The 26,461-nt window shown below is 35.7% G+C and carries 24 protein-coding genes; 20 read left to right on the top strand and 4 right to left on the bottom strand.

Annotation, left to right across the window (positions count from 1 at the left end; genetic code table 11):
• Positions 1 to 59: 59 nt before the first annotated feature.
• The 10 genes from ACQ76T_RS13465 (at position 60) to ACQ76T_RS13420 (ending at position 9,902) form a co-directional block, all read left to right on the top strand.
• Positions 60 to 2,330, top strand: coding sequence for a hypothetical protein (locus ACQ76T_RS13465; RefSeq protein ID WP_431343828.1), 2,271 nt, complete (start codon positions 60 to 62; stop codon positions 2,328 to 2,330).
• 4 nt (positions 2,331 to 2,334) lie between these two features.
• Complete coding sequence (locus ACQ76T_RS13460; protein WP_431343827.1) at positions 2,335 to 2,673, top strand: hypothetical protein; 339 nt, start codon at positions 2,335 to 2,337, stop codon at positions 2,671 to 2,673.
• Between the two features lie 249 nt (positions 2,674 to 2,922).
• Entirely contained in the window at positions 2,923 to 3,255 is a 333-nt protein-coding gene (locus ACQ76T_RS13455; protein WP_431343826.1) for an NHLP leader peptide family RiPP precursor, read from the top strand.
• Positions 3,256 to 3,411: 156 nt separating this feature from the next.
• The gene (locus ACQ76T_RS13450; RefSeq protein WP_431343825.1) at positions 3,412 to 5,385 is read left to right on the top strand and encodes an adenylate/guanylate cyclase domain-containing protein; all 1,974 of its coding nucleotides are present in this window, start codon (positions 3,412 to 3,414) and stop codon (positions 5,383 to 5,385) included.
• Between the two features lie 204 nt (positions 5,386 to 5,589).
• Positions 5,590 to 5,919, top strand: coding sequence for an NHLP leader peptide family RiPP precursor (locus ACQ76T_RS13445; RefSeq protein ID WP_431343824.1), 330 nt, complete (start codon positions 5,590 to 5,592; stop codon positions 5,917 to 5,919).
• A 34-nt stretch (positions 5,920 to 5,953) separates the two neighbouring features.
• Entirely contained in the window at positions 5,954 to 6,274 is a 321-nt protein-coding gene (locus ACQ76T_RS13440; protein ID WP_422695342.1) for an NHLP leader peptide family RiPP precursor, read from the top strand.
• 51 nt (positions 6,275 to 6,325) lie between these two features.
• Positions 6,326 to 6,646, top strand: coding sequence for an NHLP leader peptide family RiPP precursor (locus tag ACQ76T_RS13435; RefSeq protein ID WP_431343823.1), 321 nt, complete (start codon positions 6,326 to 6,328; stop codon positions 6,644 to 6,646).
• Between the two features lie 52 nt (positions 6,647 to 6,698).
• Positions 6,699 to 7,019, top strand: coding sequence for an NHLP leader peptide family RiPP precursor (locus ACQ76T_RS13430; protein WP_431343823.1), 321 nt, complete (start codon positions 6,699 to 6,701; stop codon positions 7,017 to 7,019).
• Positions 7,020 to 7,118: 99 nt separating this feature from the next.
• Entirely contained in the window at positions 7,119 to 8,990 is a 1,872-nt protein-coding gene (gene lanM, locus ACQ76T_RS13425; RefSeq protein WP_431343822.1) for a type 2 lanthipeptide synthetase LanM, read from the top strand.
• 21 nt (positions 8,991 to 9,011) lie between these two features.
• Positions 9,012 to 9,902 carry a hypothetical protein gene (locus tag ACQ76T_RS13420; RefSeq protein ID WP_431343821.1) on the top strand — a complete coding sequence of 297 codons (891 nt, stop codon included), beginning with the start codon at positions 9,012 to 9,014 and terminating at the stop codon, positions 9,900 to 9,902.
• A gap of 7 nt (positions 9,903 to 9,909) precedes the next feature.
• On the opposite strand, the gene ACQ76T_RS13415 is transcribed toward ACQ76T_RS13420, so the two are convergent.
• Positions 9,910 to 10,674: a response regulator transcription factor gene (locus ACQ76T_RS13415; RefSeq protein ID WP_431343820.1), complete on the bottom strand. Its 765-nt coding sequence runs from the start codon at positions 10,672 to 10,674 to the stop codon at positions 9,910 to 9,912.
• Positions 10,675 to 10,919: 245 nt separating this feature from the next.
• Between ACQ76T_RS13415 and ACQ76T_RS13410 the strand changes: the two genes are divergently transcribed.
• From ACQ76T_RS13410 to ACQ76T_RS13370, 9 genes are all read left to right on the top strand, one after another.
• Positions 10,920 to 11,522 (top strand): hypothetical protein, encoded by a 603-nt coding sequence (locus tag ACQ76T_RS13410; RefSeq protein ID WP_431343819.1) that lies wholly within the window; start codon positions 10,920 to 10,922, stop codon positions 11,520 to 11,522.
• A gap of 49 nt (positions 11,523 to 11,571) precedes the next feature.
• A complete protein-coding gene (locus ACQ76T_RS13405; RefSeq protein ID WP_431343818.1) occupies positions 11,572 to 12,225 on the top strand; it encodes a helix-turn-helix transcriptional regulator in 654 nt (217 codons plus the stop codon).
• 19 nt (positions 12,226 to 12,244) lie between these two features.
• Positions 12,245 to 12,568, top strand: a complete 324-nt coding sequence (locus ACQ76T_RS13400) for a hypothetical protein (RefSeq protein ID WP_431343817.1) — start codon at positions 12,245 to 12,247, stop codon at positions 12,566 to 12,568.
• A gap of 89 nt (positions 12,569 to 12,657) precedes the next feature.
• Positions 12,658 to 13,179, top strand: coding sequence for a cyclic nucleotide-binding domain-containing protein (locus ACQ76T_RS13395; protein ID WP_431343816.1), 522 nt, complete (start codon positions 12,658 to 12,660; stop codon positions 13,177 to 13,179).
• Between the two features lie 26 nt (positions 13,180 to 13,205).
• A complete protein-coding gene (locus ACQ76T_RS13390) occupies positions 13,206 to 14,780 on the top strand; it encodes a TolC family protein (protein ID WP_431343815.1) in 1,575 nt (524 codons plus the stop codon).
• An 11-nt stretch (positions 14,781 to 14,791) separates the two neighbouring features.
• A complete protein-coding gene (locus ACQ76T_RS13385; RefSeq protein ID WP_431343814.1) occupies positions 14,792 to 16,054 on the top strand; it encodes an NHLP bacteriocin system secretion protein in 1,263 nt (420 codons plus the stop codon).
• Between the two features lie 16 nt (positions 16,055 to 16,070).
• A complete protein-coding gene (locus tag ACQ76T_RS13380) occupies positions 16,071 to 18,263 on the top strand; it encodes an NHLP family bacteriocin export ABC transporter peptidase/permease/ATPase subunit (RefSeq protein WP_431343813.1) in 2,193 nt (730 codons plus the stop codon).
• 11 nt (positions 18,264 to 18,274) lie between these two features.
• A complete protein-coding gene (locus tag ACQ76T_RS13375; RefSeq protein ID WP_431343812.1) occupies positions 18,275 to 21,184 on the top strand; it encodes an NHLP bacteriocin export ABC transporter permease/ATPase subunit in 2,910 nt (969 codons plus the stop codon).
• 24 nt (positions 21,185 to 21,208) lie between these two features.
• Positions 21,209 to 22,291, top strand: a complete 1,083-nt coding sequence (locus ACQ76T_RS13370) for a DUF7005 family protein (RefSeq protein WP_431343811.1) — start codon at positions 21,209 to 21,211, stop codon at positions 22,289 to 22,291.
• Between the two features lie 4 nt (positions 22,292 to 22,295).
• On the opposite strand, the gene ACQ76T_RS13365 is transcribed toward ACQ76T_RS13370, so the two are convergent.
• From ACQ76T_RS13365 to ACQ76T_RS13355, 3 genes are all read right to left on the bottom strand, one after another.
• The gene (locus ACQ76T_RS13365) at positions 22,296 to 23,042 is read right to left on the bottom strand and encodes a ThiF family adenylyltransferase (protein ID WP_431343810.1); all 747 of its coding nucleotides are present in this window, start codon (positions 23,040 to 23,042) and stop codon (positions 22,296 to 22,298) included.
• Positions 23,043 to 23,197: 155 nt separating this feature from the next.
• Positions 23,198 to 25,132 (bottom strand): hypothetical protein, encoded by a 1,935-nt coding sequence (locus tag ACQ76T_RS13360; protein ID WP_431343809.1) that lies wholly within the window; start codon positions 25,130 to 25,132, stop codon positions 23,198 to 23,200.
• A gap of 191 nt (positions 25,133 to 25,323) precedes the next feature.
• Positions 25,324 to 25,944, bottom strand: a complete 621-nt coding sequence (locus tag ACQ76T_RS13355) for a helix-turn-helix domain-containing protein (RefSeq protein WP_431343808.1) — start codon at positions 25,942 to 25,944, stop codon at positions 25,324 to 25,326.
• Between the two features lie 121 nt (positions 25,945 to 26,065).
• On the opposite strand from ACQ76T_RS13355, the gene ACQ76T_RS13350 reads away from it, so the two are divergent.
• Complete coding sequence (locus ACQ76T_RS13350; protein ID WP_431343807.1) at positions 26,066 to 26,461, top strand: molecular chaperone Tir; 396 nt, start codon at positions 26,066 to 26,068, stop codon at positions 26,459 to 26,461.

The raw sequence follows: 26,461 nt of genomic DNA, 5'->3' as shown, positions 1-26,461 counted from the left end.
CCGATGAATATATTAATCTAGAACTTCTGGTTTCAAAAATTAAATATGCAAACAATGGAATGCGGGATTATATTCTTGAATACAATCCGAAAGATTATAAAGCCAATATTCAAAATAAAAGTATTTCATTTCCCGGGGGAAATTTTATCAGGCTGAAAGCTTATCTGAATTTAAAAGCAGAAAATGTATCAGTGAAATGGGATCGGACAAGAATAACTCAGGAAATAGAGATCAGTAAAGAAAAAATCTATTACAGAATAAACTTTTCCTATGACAAAATGTCTGAAAAAAGTATCGTTTTAGAAACGTGTTCTTATCAGGAATTTAGGGATCTGAATATTTTATTAAGCTATGGCGATATTGATAATTATAAGGCTGACTATGAATACTTTCAGAGAAATTTTGCAGATGCTCTCAAAAAGTATAAAAATCCTGAATCTCTGAAATTCATTTACGAAAATATTCCTGAAACTATTTTATCCGAGCTTTCTGTAAAGATTGATAATTTGACTTTTTTTGATCATCTTGAAATACTTTCAAATGCGGATGATTCAAATATTTTCAAGGACAGTAGCTCTGCAGTGATACAGATTTTCAAAGCAATCGGAGATCCAACGCCTGTCCTTAAGCATTTCCGTGAAAATCCCGATAAGCTAAACAGGATTTATTACAATTTAGACGGTAGTACGGAATATGAAGGGAAAATGCAAAGTAATCGAATGATACTTGCTAATATAATGATGCTGTTTTCACTGTTTGCCAACAATGACAAGCGAAAAAAAGAAGCGAAAAACTTTACTATTGGAAAAGGTTATAAAATCAACAGTGATATTCTGGAAATGGGAATTTTCCAAGGAAGTAACGATCATTATAGGGGTACCTTTTTCTTGCAGCAACAGAAAGAAGTGCAGCAAAGAATAAAAATTGTCCCGAAAGAAGGTGATCCTAATGCGACAGAAACTGTTACGGAAGATTTGGGTGATGGAGCACAGTTTCACCCTCTGGACATGGTGTACCTTATAGATATCAGTGGAGAAAGAGAAGAAACCTACCTGGTGCCTGCTATTTATCTGAAAGCATTAGCAGACGAACAAGAGTGGGCGGTTGTACAGCAGAATATCCGTATTGCTGCCAATCTTGTTGCTATTGTAATAGGTTTAGCTACCTTGGCGGCTACAGGAAATCCCTATTTTATTTTATTAGCTACAGCTGATATTTCTTTGGCAGGCGCAGACCTTACAGTACAGGCGTTTAAAGATGAGATTGCAAAAATAGGCAAAGACCCTAAAAACCCCAATGCTAAATCTGAAGGAGAAATCTTTTTAGAAAATTGGGAAGAGATTTATAAGATAGGAGGGTTTGCATTAGCAGGTCTGAATATTGTTGGTGGGTTTTATATAGGAGCAGCCAGATTACTTACAAAAATTGCAGACGGCAGTGCCAAGAATTATCTTAAAACCTTGGTTCTGAAGGCAACTTTAGAAACTAATATTACCAATTTCACGAAAAATACAATAAAGGTTGTTGAGCCTAAAGAAATTTTCCTAGGAGAAGAGTACAAAGCACTGGGAGAGAAAATGGCTGAAAGTGGGGTAATCTTATTATCCGGGCAAAAAGAAGGTAAATTTGTAGAAAGCTATGTTGCTATTTATAAAGGTCGAGTTGTAGAAGAGTTTAGCAAAGCTGAAATGCATAATTTCTACAAAAAATGGAGTAAATTACAAGGAGAAAAATTAGTAGAAGAATTAGAATATCTAGGCGGGCATGTGCCAGGTCATTCTATTGTAGTAACAACAGTTAAGACTGAGGTAAAAGCATTTGAAAAAGGTAAAGAACAATTTTTGAATGTTAAAATTCAAAGGCCTTTTGAAAAAATAAAAGAAGCAATGCCCTATTTTAATCATGAATCAGTTGGTAATGAAGTCATTCAAATAGGTAAATCAAATTGCGGTAATACAGCAAAGGTGATAGCAGAATATCTAAGAACAGGAGAGTTACAATTAGCAGAACCATCACTTATGCAAGGATTAGAAGAAATAGCAGAAAAATGTGGAGCTGGTAGATTTAGTGATATTACGGGAATTGATCGATTGGAGTTTTTATTGAGAGATGATGAAATTGCTATTATTTATGGTCCTACACATTATAATCTGAGTGGATCAGTTGATGGCCATTATTTTGTAGCAGTGAAAGTTGACAAAAAAGTGCATTTATTAGATGCGCAAACAGGAGAAATTCTCTTATATGATAAGGCTTCCAAAGAATCTCAAGATTTTATAAGAGGATATAGACAATTTATGTATACAAAAGCAGGTAAAATAAAAAAATAAAATTATGTTAACAGACAAAGAAATGCTATCCATAGCACAACGTTTTATAAGAAAAATAGTAGATAAAAATATAGAACCGATAATATTATTGGAAGAAATAATTAAAAAAGACTATGGTAATATTTATCGCTATCAGTCCAAAGAATTTCTTTTGACAAAAGATTTTAATAAAGCATTGGGAGGCAACGCCCCTTTTTTAGTTGAGAAAAAGACAGGAAGGGTGATTAGTTTTGCATCCGCAATGAGTTTAGAGAATAATATAAAAGCCTATGAAAATGGAACTATGGGAAAAAGTTTAGACCTATATTGGTATCCGGATGAAGATAGATTTGATTACAAGTAAGTAAGTTATATTCGATCATTCTGGTGTAGAATAATGAACTGAAGTCTCTCTTGACATAAAAAGCCTTCTGTAATCCAATTACAGAAGGCTTTTTTGTTTTCCGATATTTCTATACCGAACATCTTTCAGCGTAATTTACTTTATCTCTCCTTTTTTTGTCAGTTTTTTTGTCAGTTCTCTCATATTAAAAGAAAATAATTTTACAATGCCATATTAAGACAGATACCGTTTAACAATAAAAAACAGCCTATGAACTTAACCAATGACCAAGAAATTTTACAATCTGTTGTAAAGAAAGCATGGAAAGACCCTGCATTTAAAAGCAGCCTAATCCAGAACCCGATTGCTACTATGGAAAATTTTCTAGGACACCCAATTAATCTGCCGGCAGGAAAGAATTTGGCCTTTGTAGACCAAACCGACTCTTCCACTATTTTTGTAAATATTCCGGCAGAACTTGATATGGAAGACATGGAATTAGATGAAGAACAACTGGATCTGGTATCCGGAGGTAATGCCGGAGATCCACCAATCTACATAAAGCCAGTCAATTCTGATGGCAGTATTTTCGGTGGAAACTAATCTGGAATAATTCTATGAATCGTATATAGTTCCTGATTTCAAGAATTATATACGGTTTTTATTGTAAACGATATCTTTTTATCAAATGATACTTCTAATCATTTGAATGGCTCTAAATCTTACTGAGTGTCCAATGCTGTAAAAAACTTTTTTATCATGAGGAATTGTAAATACATATTGTTTTTTTGTTTTTTACTTGTTGGAAATCATTCAATTACGTATTCTCAAACGGGCCAGAAAGAAAGCAACTCATCTTCATTGATCAAAAACAGGGCAGACAGCCTTTTAAATATTGGAATAAAACAGCAGGAAGCTGGAAATTTCGCAGAATCTGTAATCTATTTCAATAAAAGTGTAAGCAGTTATTACGAAAATAAAGATTTTAAGAAAGTGGGTGACTGCTATAGTTATCTGGCTATTTCCTATTCTTTACAAGGAAACTACTTATTGTCTCTTACTTACTTTGAAAAAAGTATTTCTGAGTACAAAAAGGTAGGATATAAATTAGGTATTTCTTCGGTGACAAATAATATGGGAGGAACATACTACTATTTAGGCAAATTTCCTCAGGCTCTTAGTTGTTATCAAAAAGTATTGGACATCCAAAAAGAGATTAAAGATCCTAAAACAATTGCAATAACCACTCAGAATATTGGTGGAATCTACTCGAAGCTGGAAGACCATACAAATGCTTTAAGGTATTATAGAAAAGCCTATAATATATATATAAAAATCAATGATGTAAAGGCAATTGCACAGAATTTAAATTCTACAGGATCTATACAGGTAAGGTTGAAAGATTTTGATACTGCCAATAAAAACCTCACTAAAGCGCTGCAAATAGCCAATAAGGAGAACGATAAGCAGATTAAGATTGAAGTTCTTAATAATTTGGGGACCTTATTTTTTGAATTGTCAGACTATTCTAAGGCTTTGGATTATTTTAACAATACCCTTGTGTTGGCAACAGAAATGAACAGCCAGCAATATATTGGGGATTCTCAGGTCGCCATCGGAAATATTTTTACCCAAGAGGGAAAAAACAGAGAAGCGATTGAAAAATGTAAGAAAGGATTGGATATTGCTGAAAAAATCAGTTCTGTTTTTTTAAAGAAAGATGCTTGTGACTGCCTTTATAGATCTTATAAATCACTTGGAAACAGTAAAATAGCTCTTGGGTATTATGAAAAGGCAAACATTTTCGAAGATAGCCTGAACTCTAAAGAGACTTCCAATAGAATGATGAATATGGAGTTTCAGAAACAGCAACTTACGGATAGTATATCATATGTAAAGAAAGAGCACGCTATTCAGATAAAGCATAAAGAAGAGGTACAGAAAAAGGAAGAACAGAGAAATGCCATTATTATTTCACTAGGTTTTATCCTTGTTGTGGCTGGAGGTTTGTGGAGCAGGCTCAATTTTGTCAGAAAATCCAGCAAGGCATTAAGAATAGAGAAGGATAGATCTGAGCAGCTTCTCCTGAATATTCTTCCGGAAGAGATTGCTGAAGAACTTAAACAGAAAGGAAGTGTAAATGCTCGGGATTTCAATTTGGTATCTATTCTTTTTACAGATTTCAAATCGTTTACCCAAACGGCAGAGAAAATGACCCCGCAGAGTCTGGTGGAAGAGATTAATGTCTGTTTTAAAGCCTTTGATATGATTTGTGAAAAATACCATATAGAGAAAATCAAAACCATAGGCGACTCTTATATGGCCGCAGGGGGAATTCCCAAACCAGATCATAATTCTTTGAAAAATATTGTTTTAGCAGGATTAGAAATGCAGGATTTTATGATAAAGCGCAAAGAGGAAAACCTGAAAATGACAAAACCTGCTTTTGAAATGCGGTTAGGGATTCATGCCGGGCCGATCGTTGCGGGCATTGTTGGTATTAAGAAATTCCAGTACGATGTATGGGGAGACACGGTAAATACGGCAAGCCGCCTGGAAAGCAATGGGATGGTTGGAAAAGTAAATATCAGCGAATCCCTTTATCTCCTTATAAAAAATGAAACCTGCTTTAGTTTTGAATACCGTGGAAATATTCAGGTAAAAGGAAAAGGAGAGCTAAAAATGTATTTTGTTAAAGCTCTTGAAGCAAATAAATTATGTGAAATTTCGTAATTGGCAATTTTAAAGTAAAATTTGGCAAATCTATACAGAAACCACTCCATATCTTTACAATATTGAAAACGAAAGTGTTCAAGAGTAGAAGATTCTAAAAGGTAATAAAGCTGAAATAAATGAATTTGACAGTTTTGCAGTAAAACTTGGCAAATCTATACAAGAAAAGCCTTTTACCTTTATAACATACAAAACAGAAGTGTTATGGAAGACAAAAAGGAACAAATTATACAAGCGGTCATTTCTAAAGCATGGGAAGATGCTGAATTTAGAAAAGAACTTTTGGTGAATCCTATAAAAGCTATAGAAGAACTGACCGGAGTAAAGGTGGTTCTACCCGAAGGAAAAGAGCTGATTGTTGTTGACCAGACCGATAAGTCTAAAGTGTACGTAAACATCCCCGCAGAACCGGAACTGGATAACGTAGAGCTTACCGAAGATCAGCTGGAAGCTATTGCCGGAGGAGGTCAGATGATTTGGAAAGACCTTGCAGACTCTTTATTTCCTGCATTGAAGCATTGTATTAAAATATAACATTCAATAAACATTAACATAAAATCTATTAATTATGGAAGCTAAACAAGCACTAGAAAACTCAAAGAAAAATTTAGAAACAATTATCAACAAAGCATGGGAGGATGAGTCTTTCAAGCAAGAACTAATCGCTAACCCTGCTCAGGCAATTGAAAAATTATCAGGAAAGCCATTTGACGCAAAAGGATCTAACATTGTAGTAACAGATCAAACTGCTCCAAATACAGTTTATATCAACATTCCAGCAAACCCAGGTAACATGGAATTAACTGATGTACAGCTAGAAGCAGTTGCCGGAGGAGCAAAACAAACAGGAATTACTATTCTTTGGACTGGAATCTGCGTTCACTGGTAGTCAGCCGCCCCAACAATTATAATATTTTTTTAACCATAAAAACAATCAAACATGGAAACTAAACAAGCTCTTGAGAACTCAAGAAAAAATTTAGAAACAATTATCAACAAAGCATGGGAAGATGAGTCTTTCAAGCAAGAACTAATCGCTAACCCTGCTCAGGCAATTGAAAAATTATCAGGAAAGCCATTTGACACAAAAGGATCTAACATTGTAGTAACAGATCAAACTGCTCCAAATACAGTTTATATCAACATTCCAGCAAACCCAGGTAACATGGAATTAACTGACGTACAGTTAGAAGCAGTTGCCGGAGGAGCAAAACAAACAGGAATTACTATTCTTTGGACTGGAATCTGCGTTCACTGGTAGCCAGCCGCCCCAACAATTATAATATTTTTTCTAACCATAAAAACAATCAAACATGGAAACTAAACAAGCTCTTGAAAACTCAAGAAAAAATTTAGAAACAATTATCAACAAAGCGTGGGAAGATGAGTCTTTCAAGCAAGAACTAATCGCTAACCCTGCTCAGGCAATTGAAAAATTATCAGGAAAGCCGTTTGACACAAAAGGATCTAACATTGTAGTAACAGATCAAACTGCTCCAAATACAGTTTATATCAACATTCCAGCAAACCCAGGTAACATGGAATTAACTGACGTACAGTTAGAAGCAGTTGCCGGAGGAGCAAAACAAACAGGAATTACTATTCTTTGGACTGGAATCTGCGTTCACTGGTAATAAAAATTTCAAGTAAATAACAACTCATTCAGGCTAAGCTTACACTTATCTTGGATGAGTTTTTTAATAATTTGTTTCAATCCTAATTATCTTTTTATTATGATTATTAATTCATTTTTAAAGAATTTATACCTTAAATCTTTAACTCCTTTTGAAATACTTGATGTTAAAAAACAGCACAAGGTTACTTTTGATAATAATATTGATAAATCTTTAATTAGACTGTGGAAGCATACCATCACAAAAGAAGGCTCTGATAAGGCTTTTGAAGAATATTGTTCTGCTAACGGATTACAGGAATCAGACGTTCTGTCAATGGTTTCCAGATTATCCGATGTGGAGCAGCCTGTTCAGTATCCGATGTGGGTACATGCATTGGAAAGGGTAATACAGTCGGTTGAAATAAAAGAAGGCCCTGATGACAGACCATTCTATGAGTTGCTGCATCCTTTTATCTCTTACTTTGAATCACAATTTAATGTAAAGACTAAAAAACTGGAACTGCATTTTTGTAATGAAGACCTCATGGCACAGCTAAAATCTGCTTTACATTTGAACCTTTTGAATATAGGGCATCAGTTGTTTTTTGAAGAATTTAATAACTTCAAAGCAGTTTCTGAAACCGAACCAGCCCATCCTGCTTCTGATGACTTTTACTACAAAAAATTTGTAAACCAGATCCTGAAAGATAAATATTTCACTCTGTTCTTGAAATATCCTCTTTTAGCCAAAAAAATAACCTTAAAAACCTGCAATTTTTTAACACACATCACCCGTTTGTTTGATCGTCTTAAGCAGGATCAATTTGAAATCGAATATAAATTTGATATTCAGTTAAAAGAATTAAAAAAACTTTCCATCAATTCTGGGGACCAACATAATGGAGAAGCCACGGCTATTCTGGAATTCGATACCGTTAAAATTGTTTATAAACCCGTAAATGTTGGAATTACCGAAGCATACAATCTGTTTTTAGACTGGGTAAATGACAACTTGGGCTGCGGCCTGAAGAGCTTCAATGTTCTTAATAAAAAAGACTATGGGTGGCTTGAATTTATAGAACATGAGCCATGCAGAGATAAGAACGATGTAGAGACCTTTTATGAAAGAGCAGGAATACTATGTGGAGTAGCCTATTTTTTAAATTCCAATGATTATCATTATGACAATGTAATTGCTTCAGGAAATTGCCCTGTCTTGATTGATCATGAATCAATCATAGGACCTGTGATTCAGAAAACAGATAAAGAGGGAAATCCTGTGGAAAAAATTAGACTTGGGAATATCTTAGATACCCTTTTACTTCCACCCAATAATCAGAACGATCCTTCCTACATCTGTGGGCTGGGATCATCTACACAGTTGGAAACGGAAATTTATACCCCAAAAATCATTGATGTGAATAAGGATTCAATGAGCATACGGTATGAAAAAAGACATACCAATTTATACAAGAAAAATAAGCCTATTTTAAATAATAAAGCGGAAAACCTGGCAGATTATCAATCTGAATTTAGAAAAGGGTTTGAAAAAATCTATAATCTTGTGGTTTCCCATAAAGAATTTCTTCTTTCGGAAGATTCTCCTCTGGAAAAATTCAAAGATCAGGAAGTTCGTTTTGTATACAGACCTACAGAAGTATATCTTAAGATCATGAAAAAACTCAATAGTACAGAGTTTTTGTCAGATTCTTTAAAATACGGAATCACATTAGAGCTATTAGCCAGATGCTACGCTGTTTCCCGAAGCTGGTCACCGGTTTTGGACATTGAAAGAAAACAAATGCTGGCTGGAGATGTACCTGTTTTCTACACCAATACGCTCTCTGAATACATTACATTGCCAAATGGCGTTGTTTCAGATGCCCTTAGCCTTACCGCGTTTCAATCTATCCAGACGAAAATAAAAAACTCTGATAGTACAGATTTTAATTTCCAAATGAAACTGATCAACGAAGTAGTTGAATTATAATTGATAAACATACTCTATCTGATGGCAAATACACAGTCTTATAAAAAAATACAATTTTACCTGCATACATTTTTTCGCTATTTTATTGCGACAATGATGCTTTCCTATGCTTTTTCAAAGTTATTGGGAACACAGTTTGTGACACAGCCCAGTGCTTATGATAAACCTGTGAACCTTTTGAGCGGATTTGAGCTGACATGGTATTATTATAGTTATTCACTTTGGTATGGCAGTACGATAGCTATTGCTCAGATTATCAGTTCTGTTTTGTTGTTTTTCAGAAGGACGACAAGGTTGGGGATTGTACTTTTCCTGGGTATTATGGTCAATATTGTGATGATGGATTTCGCTTACGATATTGAAGGAGCAAAAGGTATGGCGTGTGCATTGCTTGCCATGGGATTATTTATTTTCTTTTCAGAATATCCTGTTTTTTATAAATATTTTATAGAATATCCTCCTTTGTTCAGTAATGAAGATCGCCCACAATGGATCAACAAAATCAGTAAAATAAAATGGGTCTATATTCCGGTGGTATTTATCGGTTTTATAGTTCTTATAAGCAGTCTGAAAAATAAATACATGGGGATTAATCAATTTTACGGAACCTGGAAAAACATAGATAAGACTTCACCTATTGAGAGAATAAGCTTTCAGGCAGCAAATACCTTTGTGGTAAACAAAGAATGTAATAATGTAAAAATCAATGAAGGAGAATATACCTTTACCAAAGATTCCCTAGTTCTGAAATCTACGATGGAAGATCATAAAGAAGTGTCTCAAAACGATACGCCAAATTCTGACGATAAGAAAACCCATCCATTCCTGAAAGGAAAATATACGGTAGATCATAACTCTTTGACCATTCAGGCAGAAGGAAATAAAAAAGTGGTTTTTAAAAGAGTCAGATAATTTAAAGCTAAATCAACTTATTATTGGTTGCGTAGGCTATGGCTTCTGTGATGCTGCTGACTTCCAGCCTTTCAAATAATTTTCTTCGATGAAACTTTACGGTGTCCGGAGAAATAAATATGGCTTCAGCGATATCATTGATGGTAAACCCTCTTGCACAAAGTTGTAGAATTTCTATTTCTCTTTTGGATAATACGGCTTTTTTTTCGGTTTCCCATATATCTCTGTCCAGCCTGTAGTGATACACTTTGTTTTCTCCATTCCGATAGATCTTAATATTCCCGGAATCTCTTTCCGACGAGATGGAAATGATGCAGACTGCCTTCCATATTTTTCCGTCCTTATTCAAAAATAAGGGCGTTAATTTTTGATTGACCAGAATCTTTTTATTCTCTTTATTAATGATATGAAAATCGTAAGAAATGGTATAATCTAACCGGTCTTCCAAAGAAATCTTATCATAAAAATCGAATCCTACAGAGTTTATTTTGAGCAATAATTCTAAATCATTTTTAGGAACATATTTGAAATAAAAAGCATACCCCATTTCTAGAATTTGCTCAGGAGTATTGCCACATAAGAATAAAGGGTTATCCGAAACATATTCAAAACCTTGTTTCATATAATCAATTACATAGATGCTGGTATAAGTAGCTCTAGCAAACGCTTTGATAGACTCGAGATAACTAAACTGCTGCTCCTTCTCTTCTTCACTTACATGGCTAATCGTATTTCTATGGTTAAAAAAGGAATCCTTTTCATTTGTGATCATTTTTATCAGTTTTATACAAAAATAGAATAAAATAGATAATATAGGCTGTTTATTCTTTGAAAAATTATTTTTTTCACACAAAAGTACTTGATAAAATCTAAATATTTTAAAAATAAAATCTGTGAATATAGAAATCATGGCCAACTACACTTTTGTGTAGTTATTTGATTATCAATTAAATACTACAATTTGGTGTAGTGGATTTGACATTCATGCCAAGTAGATTTGTTAAAAACATAACCACCATGAGAATCACACAGAATTATTTAAAGCAACTAGAATTGGAGCAGTTGACAGAGCTTGCCAAATTTGTAGTAGAAGAAAATTTCAATCATCATTCTGAAAATAGTATGCCTTCAATGGAGATTCAGGATGATGTGCAAGAAATCTATGACGAGGAGCTCAGCTACTTCAACAATTCTGAAATTTTTGTTGCCAAAGACAATACCGGAAATATCCAGGGTTCTATAAGAGTCATCAGATGGGATTATAAAAGCAAGCTTCCTATTCAGAAGCTGTTCAATATTAATCCACTGGATATGAGTTTTTCTCAGAATGTATCTTCAATATGGCATATCGGAAGATTTGCAACCAATAAAAAGAATAAAGACCGTACGCTGTTTAAAAAACTAATGATGTATGCTCTTACCCCTATCTGTAAAGATGAAAACAGTATTGCTTTCGCAGAATGCGATAGTAAGCTTTTAAGAGTAATGAATTTAATGGGAATCAAAACAGACATTATAGGAGATTCTATTAACTATCTGGGCTCAGAAACCATCCCCGTATCGATGAACTATGACGGATTGAAAGGCTTTTATGATGCCAACAGATACTTAGTCAGATAGCCAACCAACAATTATTTTACTCAAAAATACGAATTAAACACTTATTAAGATGAATGCAGCGAAAAGATTAACAATAGACTGGAGCTCTCCTGATGCCTTAGAACAAATTATTCAAAATATTAAAAATCCATTGGAAAACATTATTTCTGTAAGCAGAAGCACAGCTTTACATCATAAGGATAAGAAAGATGAAATCATATTTTCCAGCTCTAAAGAAATAAGCGATATCATAGAGGAAATAATAGTAAAAACAAAGGCTAAGACATTGAATTTGACCTTTCGGGGACGACCTGAAATTTTTGATATATATGAATCGAATGAAAATGTAAGGGATTTGTGTTCGGATGAAATAAATCCTCAAAAAATAACCAAAACAGATCAGGACTGGCTGATTAATCTTGAAAAAGAAATCTATGGCTCCATTACCCAAAACGAGCTCAGTCTTTACGATCTTTCTTATAAAATGGCAGTAAGTGAAAGACAGCTGCACAGAAAAATAGCAGGTTTGGTTTACCTGACCCCTAATAAATATATAAGAGTTTTAAGACTCCATAAAGCAAAAAGCCTGATAGATAATTATATACAGAAGTCTATTTCGCAGATTGCTTATGCTGTGGGATACAACGATGTGCATTACTTTTCAAGACTTTTTGCAGATCAATATAACGTTAGCCCAAAGGAGCTCATCAACTCTTTGGAATAAAAAAATAGATAATAGAAATATGAACTTAACAGAAGAACAAAAGAAAGGACAGGAGGTATTCTTTAAAATTATATCTGAAGCCTGGGAAAATGAAGATTTCAAAAAAGATTTAATTGATAACCCAGAAGAAGCACTTGAAAAATTCTTTGGAAGAAAGCTCCCGATTGACAAAAAGATTATGATAACTGATCAGTCAGACCCGGAATATCTATATATCAATATCCCTGTGAAACCACAAATGGTAAATAAGAAATCCGAAGAGACGATCAAAGACCATAAAAATGGCAGGATTATGACAGATTACAAAGGATTGTACAATTCTTTGCAGAAAATAAAGAAGTAAAATTGGTGTCAGAAACACCCGTGTTTTTGGCAAAATTATCAAAGTAAAACGGAATAATTTAACATAAGCTTAATTAAACAGACATAGGTATGAAACGAGTACTTTTTTTCTTAGGTCAATTAAATGACAGAGACGTGGAATGGATGATCCATAACGGGAATAAATTAGAGCTACCGGCAGGATATCAACTGATCAATAAAGGACAATCTATTGACAGTCTTTTTATTGTATTATCAGGTCAGCTGTCTGTATTTTCAGATAATAATTTCAGAAATGCAGTTGCTAAGCTGGAGGCAGGTGAGGTGGTAGGAGAAATGTCCTTTCTGGAATCAAGACCTCCCTCAGTTCATGTAGTGGCAACCAAGCCATCAGTAGTATACCAAATCTCCCGCGATGTGATCAGTGCAAGGATGGCTGAAAATTCAGAATTTAAATCCAACTTTTACTATGCTTTGGCATTATTCCTTTCCAACCGATTGAGAAAAACAACCGATCAGCTGGGATATGGAAATCCTGAAGAAGAAGATCTTATAGACAATAATATATTGGATGTTGTTGCTCAGGCGGGCTCAAGGTTTGGGCAGATACTGCATCGATTTTCAGAAGTTTAGATATCAATAATAATTCATTTTTTCAAATGAGGTTGTACAGGTTTATCTTCGTAATATTTACGGGGTTCAGTATCAGTAATTTATATGGGCAGTCAAAAATAAACTGTGATCTGGTAGAGATTTCAAATAGGGCATTTGAAAAAAATCCAACCTTAAAAAGAAGTGCATACACTATTAGAAATGCCGAGGCAGACCTACAAATTCAGAAAAGTGTATTTGATATCAATGTGTTTTCTGAAGTATCTGTAAAAACGAATAGGTATACTCTTTTTGATGCAGATCCTAAAAATGAGTTTGTAGATAAAATATTAAAAACCAATACACTTGATTTTTCTGCAGGACTTCGGAAAAAGCTGAGATCAGGGCAAATAACCGATATAAGTTTAAAATATGGCTTTAATAATAATAACTTTCCTTATGACAGTTTTGACCAATATGTTGGGGCTTTCTGGGGCAATCATCTAAGTTCTGTTAATCTATCACTCACACAACCTTTACTGAGAGGAAGAGGGAGAGACATTACAACAATATCCGAAAGAATTTCTCAGCTTTATATAGAAAATACCAAGAGCAATAATGAGTTTACCAATTCTACTACGATCCTACAGATCGGACAGGCATATTGGAATTACTATCTCGCCTATAAAAGTCTTGAAATTTATAAAGAAAACGAAGGCCGGGTCCGAAACGTTTTCGAAGTTACCAAAGAACTCATCAAAGCGGACAAAAAGCCAGCCGGAGATCTGGCCCAAGTGAATGCAGACCTTGCTAATCAGGAGAAATTTACTGCAATCGCTGAGCAAAGTTTGTATGAAGCTAGGATTAATTTGGGAAGGGTCATAGGGTTAAGTAATGAAGAAAGTCTGCTGCTGGATATTCCTGTCAACGATTTTCCTACTATTACAGAATCAGAGTATAGAACAGGTCTTGACAGAGCTGCTTTCATCAGAGTGGCAATGGAAAGAAGAAGTGATATAAAAGCGGTCGAAACAGTATCCGACGCTTTGGAAATGCAGTATAAACTGGCAGAAAATAATACAAAACCACAGCTGGATCTTACAGGTTTCGTTTTCTATGGCGGAGCAATTGCAGGAAATGGGATAGATAAACCTTTTTCATCATTTACCAATAATGAAGGACGAAATATGGGAGCTGGGGCGAAACTGACCTTTACTTTTCCTGTTAATAATAACCTAGCCAAAGGAAATTCAGCAAAAAGTCTAGTTTCTTTAAATGACCAGAAAATTTCGAACGAAAACCTTCAGCGAAATATACAGCTGAATATCAGTAACGCTATTAACAAGTTGGATAATAGTGTGATCGCCTTACAAAGAGCGAAAGAGGCACTGGATTCTTACACAGAAGCCTTTAACAGTGAACAGATAAAACTTCAGGCAGGCTTAACAACCATTCTGAACGTAATTCTCTTTCAGGAAAGGCTTACCACCTCAGAACTCGAGTACCTTCAGGCTTACCAGCAGTTTGCCATTGCTATTATCAGTCTGAGACATGAGACCGGAACTCTCATCTCTCAGGGAGATAAAGGATTTACCTTAAACCGGGAAGTTTTTTACACCATTCCGAATACCGCTAATTATTAAATACAAAAACTATGTCAGCAGGTTTTTTTAGAAAAGAAGCATTAGAAAAACTATCTACTCCTGAAAAATTAGATCAGTTAATAAAAGTAACAGGCCCCAAAGCATGGATCGCCCTTTTTACCATTTTTATAGCATTAGGAACAGGGATTGGCTGGGCAATATTAGGAACCGTAAAAACCAAACTGGATGCCGTTGGGGTAGTACTTGGGGGAGAGGTGCATGAAGTAGTTGCCACCTCACAGGGACAGCTCATCAAACTGAATGTTTCCTTAGGAGATCAGGTGAAAGAAGGAGATATTATTGCTACTATTCAGCAGCCTGAACTTTATCAGCAGATTGAGGACGCAAAAGCGGTTTTGTCTGACAGAAAATTTGAAATGGGAAAACTTATGGCATATGGTAGCCAGGGCAGCCAATTGGAGGGAAAACTCATCAGCCAGAACAGAGTAAGCATACAAGGAGAAATAGAAGCAGAAAAAAAGAAAATGGCATTTCTTTATAACCAGTTGGAATCTGAAAATAATTTACTAAACAAAGGGCTTATTGTTAAATCACAAGTCGCAGGAACAAAACAACAGATAGACGCATCAAAAAATATAATCGAAAGATTAAAAGGCCAATTGGCGGAAGCATCCAGCCAGCAACACAACTTAGGCTTTGATCTGCAGCAGAAAATAACCCTGCAGAATCAACGTATCTCCGAAGCCGAAAGAAATCTTCAGTTCTTATCCGAAAAATATGAAATACAGAATAAAATAAAAAGTCCCTATGATGGAGAAGTCGTAGAAGTTCTTACTGATGCAGGCGGAGTAGTAGTTGCAGGAACTCCATTATTCAAATTGAAAGATAAAGGGGCACAAAAACTGACAAGTTTAAAAGGAGTTCTTTATATCCCTTCTCAGGATGGTAAGAAAATAAAAAAAGGGATGGAAGCTTTCGTTGTTCCATCTACTGTACAACCTCAGGAATATGGCTTTATAGAAGGGCAGGTAACCTATGTTTCAGATTTTCCCATTACCCAGCAAGGGATGCTGACCTCTGTGAAAAACGATCAGCTGGCCAAAGGACTATTGGCTTCAGGACCTTTGTTTGAAGTTCATGTAGAATTTAAAAAAGATGCGCACTCATATAGCGGTTACAAATGGACGTCTGCAAAAGGTCCCAATATTTCCATTAAGGAAGGAACCTCATGCAATGGCAAGATTACCATTAAACAGGAGCCGCCGGCAACAATTGTAGTTCCTGCATTTAAAAAATTCTTTGATCTGTACTAACCATAGTCTGCTAGAGATGGAAAAGAAGAAAAGTTACGTCATCGATAAACAGGCCAGGCCTGTAAGAGTTCCTACAGTTCTGCAAATGGAAAGTGTAGAATGTGGTGCTGCAGCATTAAGTATTATTTTAGGACACTTTGGAAAATTTGTTCCTTTGGAAAAGCTGAGAATTGCATGTGGAGTTTCTAGAGACGGATTAAAAGCAACCAATATCATAAAAGCAGCAAAAGAATTTGGACTTGAAGCTAAAGGCTATGCCAGATCTATTGAAAAACTGATGCAGAATCCAACGCCATCCATCATTTTCTGGAATTTTAATCACTTTCTTGTCCTCGAAGGATTTACAAAAAATAAAGTATACCTAAGTGATCCTGCACAAGGCAGATATCAGGTTACTTATGACGAATTTGACGAAGCTTATACAGGGGTGGTTCTTACCTTTAAAACAACCGAAGCTTTTGAAAAAGGAAACGAAAAAAGAGGGCTTATGGCTTCTTTGGCTGCAAGAATCTCCAATTCCAAATTAAGTATTATTTACCTGATATTGGCCAGTCTTTTTTTGGTCATTCCGGGATTGGTCATTCCTTCATTTATCAAAATTTTTATAGATAAATACCTTATTAATGGCTATTCGGGTTTTGTCATGCCCTTGCTGCTCATTATGGGAGCTGTTTTCTTGGTCAACTCACTTCTTGTTTATATTCAGCAATACTATCTGTTGAAACTTGAAACAAAGCTTGCCCTTACTACTTCCAGCAAATTTCTTTGGCATGTATTTCACCTGCCTATAGCCTTTTTTACACAGCGTTATAGCGGAGAAATAGGAAACAGAGTATCTCTCAATGATAAAGTTGCCAGACTCCTGAGTGGAGATCTTGCCAACGCGGCGCTCAATATCATTGTTGTTATTTTTTATGCCTTTTTAATGTTTTCCTATGACATCCCTTTGACGTTGATAGGAATAGGAATGGCCGCGATTAATGTTATCGTGCTAAGGTATGTTTCAACGGCAAGAAAAGATGGAAACCGACGTCTGAGTAATGAAACCGGAAAATTATTAGGGACAACTACCTCAGGAATCAGTATGATAGAAACACTGAAAGCTTCCGGAAGAGAAAATGACTTCTTCACCAATTGGATAGGATACTTGGCTAAAGTAATGAATGCCCAGCAGGAGCTAGGGTGGCTTACCATTAGGCTGAATGCAATACCGCCACTTATTACTTCCCTGACAACAACATTGATTTTAGGAATAGGAGCATTACGAATCATGAATGGAGAAATGACACTTGGAGCCTTGGTTGCTTTCACGTATCTAATGAGTAACTTCATATCCCCTGTCAATCAGTTGGTTTCTGTAGGCGCTTTACTCCACGAAACAGAAAGTGATATGAACAGAATAGATGACGTAATGAATTACGAAGTGGATGACCAGTTTCAGGAAGATAAAACTGAAAAATCAAAATCTACGGTAGAACATGAAAGCAGATTGGTAGGATATTTTGAAATGAGGGATGTAACTTTTGGATACAATAGTACAATGCCTGCTTTGATAGAAAACTTCAATTTAAAATTAAAACCCGGCAGCAGAGTAGCTTTGGTGGGCGGCTCAGGAAGTGGAAAGTCAACCGTTGCAAAAATAGCCTCAGGTTTATACAGACCCTGGAGTGGTGAAATTTTATTTGACGGGAAAAACAGAGAAGAAATCCCCAGAAATATCATTACCGAATCATTAGCCGTTATTGATCAGGAAGTACTCATTTTCAACGGTACAATCAAAGAAAATATTTCTTTCTGGGACTCTACCATTTCTGATAAAAGTATTATTCAATCAGCGAGGGATGCTGCCATTCATGACGTAATTGCCGCGAGAAATGACGCTTATGACAGCTCAGTTCTCGAAGGTGGTTCGAACTTCAGTGGTGGACAACGTCAACGTCTAGAAATTGCAAGAGCATTGGCTGTGAATCCTTCTATTCTCGTGATGGATGAGGCAACCAGCGCATTGGACCCTACTGCGGAAAAAATAGTCATGGATAACATCAAAAAAAGAGGATGTACCTGCCTGATTGTTGCCCACAGGTTGAGTACTATTATAGATTGTGATGAAATCATCGTCATGGAGTACGGAAAAATCGTAGAAAGAGGAACACATCAGGAACTTATGAAACTCAATGGAGTCTACTCCAGATTAATTGAAACAAAATAAAACCTTAAGCCATGTCTGTAAAAGAAAAAATATTCATAAATGTTGAGAATCCTTTTACCCTGAACGAGACAGACAAATTCTGGATGGTACTTTCAGGTGAGGTAAATATGTTTTATACTAAAATAGATGCTGATGGTAACTATCTCATACCCTTAAAGCATTTTTATACCCTACAAAAAGGAGAAATTCTATTCAGTTTACTCACGGAAGAAGATACAGAAAATACCAGGCTTATTGCATTTTCAAGTGATGCGAAACTATTAACTATTGATAAAGGCAAGCTTCTTGAGATGGATCATTTCTTTCTGAAAAATATGATGAACCAATGGATCTCAAAAACGACCTCCGTAGTAAGCAGCATCAACAGTCCAAGGGTATATAAATCACTGGATGACTACAAAATAACTCCTTTAGAAAAAGATACGATTGCTTTTCCTTCAAGCGGAATCAATTGGGTGCAGATTTTGAAAGGGGAAGTTAATATTTATGCAGAAAGTACAAATATCAATTACGATAAACTCCCCGATTTCCTTACTCCCGTATCCAATAAACTTTGGATAAAATCCTTAGACAATGATACCGAGGTTAAGGTGATGAGTACACGGGAAGTTCTTCAGGAGGATGTCTACTTTCTGCTCTCCTTAAAAAAGCTGGAAGAATACTTTTACAGCCGACTTAATAAAATTATTGATACTCAGAAGCAGGAAGAAAGCAGACACTTTCAGGAAAAGAGAATCATTGAAGAAGAAAGTATAAGAAGTACTTTACAGAAAATAAGATCCATTGTTGCCGGCAATGAAGAACGTATGTATCCTGAAGCCTCGCATACTTCTCAGAAGAAAAATACCTTGTTTTCTACCTGCAGACTGATAGGAGAACAGACAGGATTCAAAATGGATGAGCCCAAACACATAGAATCCTACGAAAACAGTATGACCAATCAGTTGTACGCAATAGCAAAAAGCTCCAAAATACGCATCAGAAAAATTATTTTAAGAGGGATATGGTGGAAGGAAGAAAATGGGCATTTATTGGCCTTTACCAGAAAAGATAATCTTCCTGTTGCTTTACTTCAGGTAAAATCAGATAGTTATATCCTGAAAAACCTGTCAACTGGAGAAGAAATTCCGGTAAATGATGAGGTTGCAGATACACTGGAGCCTATTGGTTATATGTTTTTCTCTGGATTTGACGTGAAGATGACTTCCCTCAAAAAAGTAGCAGGGTTTGCGATAAGAGGAGTTAAAAAAGATGCTAAGTTTCTGATTTTAGCAGCTTTATTTGGGAGTTTGATAGGTCTGTTGGTCCCAATTCTGGCAGGAATGATGTATGATGACGTTATCCCTACAGCAGACAGATCTCTTCATACAGAAGTTTTTGTCATTATGCTGATGATTGGCTTGGTAACAGCCGGGCTTCATTTGGCCCAAGGAGTCCTGCAGCAGAGAGTAGAAACAAAATCCAGTATTAATTTACAGGCCGGAGTGATGGACCATATGCTGAGACTGCCTGTTACTTTTTATAAAAGATTCAGTGCAGGAGATCTTACCAACAGGGTTTTAAGCATCAATGCTATTCGTCAGATTGTTTCAAGTACTTTGATGACGGCAGTGTTGAGTGGAGCATTTTCATTTGTGAACCTTGTTCTTCTTTTCTATTACCAATCTCAGTTAGCATGGATTGGAGTTGGGCTAGGAGGGGCCGCTGTTATTTTTATGATTACTATAGGTTGGTTGAAACTTAAATATGACAGGCAAGTATCTAAATATCAAGGAGAAATTCAAGGGTTTCTTTTTGAATTTTTATCCGGGATTTCCAAAATAAGAATAACAGGAGGAGAAAGAAGAGTTTTTACTTTGTGGGCAGATAAATTTTCAAGACTGAAAAAATTAGGATTCAGTTCCGGAAGCTATCAGAATTTTGTTGAAACCTTTAATGCGTCGTATCCGCTGCTGACAAACATATTTTTCTTTTCCTTTCTGTATTATACGGTTCTTAATTCGGATAAGATGACAACGATGCTTACAGTTGGGGCTTTTATGGCGTTCATCACTGCATTTAATCAGTTTCTGAATGACAGCCTTAGATTAAGTATGGCTTTAATAACTTCGCTGAATGTAGTCACTCTCTATGAAAGAGTAAAACCTATTTTAGAAGAAGAAACAGAGTCTGCAGACCAGAGCGTAGATCCGGGAGAACTTGCAGGAGATATTGAAATGAATTCCGTTTCTTTCAGATATAATGAAGATCAACCGTTAGTATTGAATAATGTGACTTTCAAAATCAAACCCGGTGAAATGGTTGCTTTTGTAGGCGCTTCAGGATCAGGGAAATCTACCATCATGAGATTGCTTTTAGGATTTGAACATCCGGAAGTAGGATCTATTTATTTTGATGGAGATTCTTTCGATTCTATGAACAAAGAACTGGTGAGAAGACAAATTGGAGTTGTTCTTCAAAACGGATCATTGATGTCTGGAAGTATTTATCAGAATATTGTCGGAAATTCAGAACTTACATTAGACGATGCTTGGGAAGCTGCTCGTATGGCAGGTATGGAGGAAGATATAAGACAAATGCCAATGGAAATGCATACAGTAATCAGCGAAGGAGCCGGAACTTTCTCCGGGGGACAACGTCAACGACTTATGATTGCCAGAGCTATTGTTCACAAGCCGAGATTGTTATTTATGGATGAAGCAACCAGTGCTCTGGATAACAGAACTCAGAATATCGTTTCAGAAAGCTTGGATAAACTTCAGGCAACTCGTATCATCATTGCCCATAGATTAAGTACCATTAAGAATGCAGACCGTATCTATGTTATGGACAAAGGAGCGATTGTAGAAACAGGAACGTATGATGAACTTATGGAATTGGATGGCCTTTTCTCTCAATTGGCAAAAAGACAGATTGCTTAGCTCTAACATATAAATATAACCCAATTGAAATATAACCTGGAACTTGAGTCATATTTTCAAAATAAATTTTCTTTAGAGGCGATTACTACGATCACTTCTGAAGAAAATTTTTCTATTCAATTTTGGGAAGATTATCTGCTTTCGTCTAGCAAGAACGGACTTCAAATATTACAGGATTTTTACCCTCAATTGTACTTTCCTGTACAAACAGAAATCAATAAAACGGAGAGTTACATCAATGCTGTTTTAAAAGGAAAAAAGTCATATGAAAACCTTCATAAAAACCTTCAATTAAATGATAAAGATGGTATTACAATTAAAGTGTATGACAGTGTTGCAGGAGCCATCCCTATAGTATCCATCAACGATTGTGAAGACTTTTCAACCTTTGTACAGTGTTTTCTTCATAAAAATAACCCGGAGCCAATCCCTCAGTCTATGGGAGCGTTTTTAGCCAATGGAATCAATAATTGGGCAAGAATTCATGATTTAAAAGAAAAATGGATCAGAAATAATCCTTTTGGAAACTGGAATACAGAATTTTCTCAGAATATTCTTCCCCATCCCGGAATGTATAAAGACAAAATAATTGTTTTAAGTACAAAACCTTACAGCAATGTTCCAGCAGATAAATTAGGCCTTTCTGATCATGAATGGAGAGCATATTCCTATACCATACGATTGGAACACGAATGTACCCATCTTTATACCTTAAAAAAATATGGCAAAGCATCTAATAACCTACACGATGAGCTTATAGCAGATTATATAGGAATATGCAAAGCTTTCGGGGAATACAATAAAGAATGGATGCTTGCTTTTATGGGGCTTGAAAATTATCCTCAATACAGAAAAGGAGCTCGGCTTGAAAATTATCTTAATAATCAAGTCTCTGAAGAGAACTTTCAAGATATAACCTATATCATCAAAAATGCCATTGAAGCCATAGCCTATTTTGATAGCGAATTGGGTATCATACAATCCGATAGAGATCAAATGGTAAGAATAGAAACCCTTTGTGAAACAGATATCATTGATATAGCCTCCGGCAGAGGAGGCTATATGCTAATGACGAAATATAATGAAAAGGAGATTACAAAGGGATAAACGATTAATCAATAGTCGTTAAATAAAATTCCGGGAACTTCTTGATAGGTTTTCCGGTAGCAATATCAAATGCTATTTTTACACAGCTTGCCGCTCCCAAAGAAGAAGCAATAGACAATTGTGGTGGTGGAAGCTGTTTATTTTCGTTGAGGTATTCTTCAACGATATCTTCCAGCCATTTCTGCGGGTGCCCCCAGTATCTCATGTGGCTTGAAACATATTGTACAACGCTTACTTCATTGAACTTTTCTTCCTCTTTTTTCAGAGAATCCAGTCCCATGCTTTCAGAAATGACCATCACTAAAGCTCCCCAACCCAGATTGTAAGGATGAAGTACAGGAATACTTTTTTCCTGGCATATTTTATCAAAAACAATAGGAATGTCAGTAGAAAAATCCAGTGCATTGATGGCAATATGATGCTTCCCAATGATCTCAGACACATTGCCTTCATTGATGAATTCACTGTGGAATCTGATATTGGCATTTGGATTAATGCTTTTCAGTCGATGATAAAGAGTTTCTGCCTTATAAGAAGAAATATCCTGGTGCGTATAATTTTGTCTGTTGAGGTTAGAAAGCTCAATGGTATCACCATCTACAAGGGTAATATTCTCAAAACCAAAACGTAAAGCGCACTCCGCGATATTGCTTCCAATGCCGCATCCTGCAAGGAGAATAGAAAAGTCTTTAATCTTATTCTGCTCTTCTTCTTTTACGTATAATCGGTTTCGAGAATATTGTTCTTTCATCGTTAATAGTTTAGATACAAAAATAGAAGTATGCTTAATAAGTAGAACTACACAAAAGTTTAGTTTTTAGAAAGAGTGTAAAAAAAGAATGGAATATTGAAGGCCGTTGAAAATTAAAAAGCTTCTCCGAATAGTATGGAGAAGCTTGTATTCTATCATTTTTTTTCTTCGGAAGGCAAATCTTTGAGTAGCTTTTTGTCTTCAAGATCCTTCAGAACCTTTTCAATAGCCAATTCTGCCATCTGTTTTGCCAGAATACCTTTAAAGAGCTTATAATTGGTTTTCAGATACCATTTTGCAGCCTTTTGCTTGGTTCGGTCCCACCAGTTTTTCTTATAATATTGGTCCAAGATTTTCTGAACGGCAGGATATTCTTTTGCTTCTTTTTTAAACATAGATCCGGTAGCAAGTACCTCAATCATTTTTTCAATCCTGTTTTCCAGCTTTGGTTGTAGCTTAATAAGGTTTTCGGTGTTAAATTCCGGCCATTTATTAACTGTTCTTCTGATAGGATTTCTGGTTTTCCTGTTCAGTTCATTCAGATCCGGAATGATAGGAAGAAATACCTTTTTCGTACGGGGATCTTTATATTTAAACTTTTCAATCATTGCAGGAGTCCAGTTTCTGTGAATATAATGTACATTTCCATTGTCGGGATCATATTCAAAAGAAAAATAAATCTTAAAAAAGTTTTTAGAATTGTTTCTGCCCAGAAAGAAATCATGATGTCTGAAATTAATATCCAGAAAACCTCCAAATGCAAATACAGATGAGCAGGCAATTGCATTATCTTCCTGCTTACCACGGACGCGGTTTCTTACCGGGAAGATTTCTCCGATTAAATACTTTCCGGTATTAAAATTGACGATTTCTCTCCTTTTAAGTCTGGACTGATCCATTAAAGTTCCCAAAAGTGAAGGAATCACCGAAATAATGTCTTCAGGCTGCTTATAGTCGTCCGTAAAAATATGATCCGGGAAAGGGTCAATCATGATCATTCCGAAACGGTCATCTTTATAATCCCATTCTCCATCGGTTTTCTCTTTCGTAGAATCTTTGTGCCCATACCGTTCTTTCAGAATCGTAAGAACTTCTCCAATAGGTTCATTGTTGATCACCCCGCCATCTACTCCTACAAACTGGAAGGGATCCGGAATATCTTTAAGCTCAATGGAATTATCATTTTTTATAGAAGGATTCATCGTATTATGAAGAAGCTTCTTGGAGTTGTTTTTAATATACTCACTGGTAAATTGCCGATCAAAAAACTTTCTGAAACCCAATCCAATAGGAAATGCTCCTGTTGCAATAGTTGCCAGTTTTAGACGGTCTACATCCTGTTGTTTGCCTCCATAAGGGGTAAAAGGAAGATAAAAATCTTTATGTAAGGGATTGTTTTCGTCATAATCAAGTTTGAAATGAGAAAGAACAAAATGGTCGAAAGTATTGTATTTTGGATAAATTTTAGGATGTGTTTGATACTTTCTGATTTTTCCCAGAGGAGTCGCAAAATCTATTGTAAGAGGCACACTTCTGAGCATGGTCTGGGAAAGTAGAATTTCCAGCTGATCAGAGATATAGGATGGCTTTTTTCCGCTTTGACCGTTGTTTTTAAATGCATTATCACAAATTTTGTCGATAAAGTTGGAATTAAGAAGTGACGTTATCTTCTCATCATTCAAATCGTCTAGAGAAAGTGCCTTTTCAAATACTTTTTCAGGATTGTTTTCCTGATCATTCATGAGTACCCAGCTGTCATAGAGAAGATTCTCTTTTAAAGAAGTTGGATTTTCAGGATCGGTTACTGGGTTTATTTTCCCATTCATTGCATAAATGGCGGACATTACCGTGGTCATTCCCCCGGCAGAGGCTCCTCCCATTGCGTCTATAACAACATTGTGCTTAGGAACATACTGGAGAATTTCAGGATCCCAGCCTTCCGGTAATTTTCCCTGCTTGGCTTCTTCCCAAAGCTGAAGAATTTCGAAAAGATAGTCCATGACACCTGCTGTATAGCAGCCTGCGGATACCGCTCCCGCCATAGTGATGCCTATGTGGAAGGTATTGTCTTGTGTTGATGAGTTTTCCATGGTATATGATTGTTCTTGTTTTTTTCTATAAAATCATACGACACAACCCTCCTTCATCTATAGTTTTAAAATAATATGATCACTTTTTATTCTAAAGTGTTACCATGGCGAAATTAGGATAATTTCAGAACAAATGAAATTACCCTTTTGGGGAATAAAATGTTTTTTTGTAGTGAGAAATTGTGGAAACGCTATATTCTGTTTTCAAGATTTTCCAGTCTTGCGAAAATATCGGTGAAAATATTCTTTTCGCTTGTCGAAACATATCCTACAATTTTATAAAATACCTGCTCTTCAGTATTCTTAAGCTGGGCTTCTGAAGCATACTGAAGATTTCCATCGGTAAGAATAAGGAGGTTGGTAGCAGCATCTTTTGTAAGATCAGAGGTATTCAGGAAAAGAACATCTCCATAATGATATTGGGATAAGAGATTCTTTTCCGGTGTAAATTCGTATACTAAATTTACAGATGCTAATATTTTTTGCAAAACAACAGCGTTCGGATCAAAATTTTCAGCTCCTTTTTTTGATTCTTGACCGTTTTGAATGGCCAGTTCCGGGAAAAGCATCAGTTGATCAATGTCTGAAACACTTACTAACTGGTTCACCTGTAGGGTTTCTGTTAATAATTTATCCAGATTAAGATTAAAATGATTGGCTACCTTTAGTATGGTTTCTATTTTGGGCTCTGCGCGCCCTTCTTCATAAGAGCTTATCACACCTCTGTTTAGATCAAAGAGGTCAGCAAAAGCCTTTTGGCTCAATCCTTTAACCTGTCTTATTTTCTTAATATTAGTTCCGAAAAAGCTCATTTTGTCTAATCTTTTTTGCAAATATAGAGAATCTGAAACAAATGATTGCTAAAAATATTTGCAATTTGAAAATTTTATGTTATATTTGTGTGGAAGAATTATGAACACAAAACCAGCCATCATGAAAAATCAAATATTCAGAACAGTCAAAGACTGGTTGTTAGATTACGAGTTTAACATCACTTTGGAAGATGAAGCTCAGAGAATCCTTATTATTGAGAAAGAATCCAATGGGATAAAAAATATGATCCTTATCATATCAGATTCTATTCTGATTATGGAGCAATTCCTTTTTGAAATCAAAAATCCATCCGAAAAAACATTCCTGAAACTACTTCAGAAGAACAGAGATATTGTTCATGGAGCCTTTGTTCTGGATGGTACCGGGAGACGGGTTATTTTCAGAGATACCCTTCCCACCGATAATATGGCACAGAATGAGGTGATGGCTTCCATCAACTCACTGGGAATTCTGGTAGGAGAATTTACCAACGAAATGCTTGAAATGAGTAAGTAA

Source organism: Chryseobacterium sp. JK1, from assembly GCF_050632815.1.
Classification (GTDB): Bacteria; Bacteroidota; Bacteroidia; order Flavobacteriales; family Weeksellaceae; genus Chryseobacterium.
The sequence above is the reverse complement of the archived record's forward strand: the minus strand, read 5'-3'. Positions and strand labels throughout refer to the sequence as shown.